4 protein-coding genes and 1 pseudogene are annotated in these 2,163 nt (G+C 47.5%); all 5 read left to right on the plus strand.

The window, feature by feature from the left end:
- Positions 1–224, plus strand: a pseudogene (locus QZ506_RS02015) (hypothetical protein); the annotation flags it as partial.
- Positions 225–253: 29 nt separating this feature from the next.
- A complete protein-coding gene (flgA, locus tag QZ506_RS02020) occupies positions 254–901 on the plus strand; it encodes a flagellar basal body P-ring formation chaperone FlgA (protein WP_291968690.1) in 648 nt (215 codons plus the stop codon).
- A 146-nt stretch (positions 902–1,047) separates the two neighbouring features.
- On the plus strand, positions 1,048–1,344 hold the full coding sequence (gene flgM, locus QZ506_RS02025) for a flagellar biosynthesis anti-sigma factor FlgM (protein WP_291968683.1): 297 nt from the start codon (positions 1,048–1,050) through the stop codon (positions 1,342–1,344).
- Positions 1,345–1,349: 5 nt separating this feature from the next.
- The gene (locus QZ506_RS02030; protein WP_291968686.1) at positions 1,350–1,787 is read left to right on the plus strand and encodes a flagellar export chaperone FlgN; all 438 of its coding nucleotides are present in this window, start codon (positions 1,350–1,352) and stop codon (positions 1,785–1,787) included.
- Positions 1,788–1,912: 125 nt separating this feature from the next.
- Positions 1,913–2,163, plus strand: a 251-nt coding sequence (locus tag QZ506_RS02035) for a helix-turn-helix domain-containing protein (protein ID WP_291968688.1), incomplete at its 3' end; no start/stop codon positions are given.

The raw sequence follows: 2,163 nt of genomic DNA on the forward strand, positions 1-2,163 counted from the left end.
ACGCGATAGAACGCCTGTGGAAAGTGATGAATGAGCATGCACGGAATAATCGCTATTTTGAAAACACCCGCGATTTTCGGGATGCAATATTCAATTTTTTCACCAATACGCTACCAGAAATAGCGGACTCGCTGACGTCCAGAATTCACGATCATTTTCAGGTGCTCAAACCTGCATCTTTAGGTTTATTGGGTATAGATAAGGCAGTGATCTTCAAGAGGTGAAGTCAGTGAAAAAACCATTTTATTCCGCTATTTTTGCGCTACTGACCGGCCTGATAGGGAATGTGAACGTTGCCGTTGCAGCCGATTTACAGGCTCAACTCGATCAGTTTTTTTATGCGCGTTTTCCAGACAAGCACAGTAGCGTCACCGTTATGATTAAATCTCCGCCGGAGCAATGGCCGCAGTGCGAAGCTCCCGTGCTCGCGTTGTCAAACAATACTCGCGTCTGGGGTAATGTCAGTGTATCCGTTCGTTGTGGCGACCAGCGGCGTTTCATTCAGGCTGAAGTACAAGTCACAGGGAATTACCTGGTGAGCGCTCGGCAATTACGCCGCGGAGTCGCTTTGACTACGTCTGACCTGAGGCAAAAGACAGGGCGATTAGACTTGTTGCCGCCACGTGCGCTGCTGTTGCCTAAAGATGCTATAGGGGCCGTGTTACTGCGCGATCTGTCGCCGGGACAACCATTGACCAGCGCCATGCTCCGTCGTGCATGGATAGTTAAATCAGGCCAAACGGTACAGGTGCTGGCGCAAGGCGTAGGCTTTAGTATTAACAGTGAAGGAAAAGCAATGGGTAACGCTGCTGTTGGTCAATCCGTGCGCGTACGTATGGCATCAGGGCAAATCGTCAGTGGTATTGCGGGTGAAGACGGTGTTATTTATATTGCGCAATAATAAATTAAAGTATTCGTCATTGTTGCCGATGATACCTACAGAGTAAATTTTGCGTCGCCCCTTCCTTTCGTGTGGCGTTTATGTAAACCTGAGTGGAATCAGGTTATTATTTAACCTTTTGACACCTCATTTTAGAGGGTAACATTATGAGCATTGAACGCACCCAGCCGCTGAAACCTGTCACTCAAGTACAGTCTCGCGACGCCAGTGGAGCGACGAAGCAAAAACGTGTACAAACGCCCACCCAAAGCGAAGTGGCAGGAACCCAGGTTAAGCTGAGCGACGCGCAAGCTCGTTTGATGCAGCCTGGCACACAAGATATCGATATGAATCGTGTGGAAACGCTGAAGCAGGCCATTCGTGATGGTTCTTTACAGATTGATGCGGGTAAAATCGCAGATGCACTGATCAAAGATACTCAAGACTTCTTGGCGACTAATTGATAATTATGGAAAAATTGCGAACAACGCTTGATGCGGTACTCGATACCCTAGACCAGCTGAACACTATCTTATCAGAAGAGCAAGCCCTGCTCGGTGCTGGTCATATTAACAGCGTTGCTTTACAGAAGGTTACTGATACTAAAAGTGCCACCTTGGCAACTGTGCAATATCTTGATAAGAATCGGCAGGAAATTGAAAATCGCTTGCAGCTTCATGCTCCCTACGAATCAGATGCTGAGCTATTCGAACGTTGGCAGGCTATTCAAGCATTAACGGCTCATTTGCATGATATGAACAAGCACAATGGCATGTTGCTGAATCAGCACATTTCCTATACTAATGAGGCCATTGCGATACTGAAACCTCGCCATGGTCAGAGCCTTTATGGCCCTGATGGACAATCATCAGGATTGGTGGTCGGCGGCAGGAAAATCAATTTATAACACCAAGTGTGTTACTCATAATTTGTATTAGTCGCGACTAGATCTGACACTGGACCTTGAAAGGTTGAGAGTTAACGGTTTTGATATGGGTGTCTAATCCTTAAACAAAACGCGAGGTAACTCTCATGCTTCATACTAACAATCCCATTATCAAACACAAAGCCGGCCTGCTCAATCTCGCCGAAGAACTCGGTGACGTATCAAAAGCCTGCAAGATCATGGGCGTGTCACGCGGTACATTTTACCGTTATCAGGAACTGGCTGCTGAAGGCGGCATTGATGCGCTGGTTAACCAGAACCGTCGGGTTCCGAACCTGAAGAACCGCGCCGACGAAGCCACTGAACGCGCGGTTGTTGATTATGCTATTGAGTTCCC

The organism is Candidatus Symbiopectobacterium sp. (assembly GCF_020054415.1).
In the GTDB taxonomy this organism is placed as follows: domain Bacteria; phylum Pseudomonadota; class Gammaproteobacteria; order Enterobacterales; family Enterobacteriaceae; genus Symbiopectobacterium.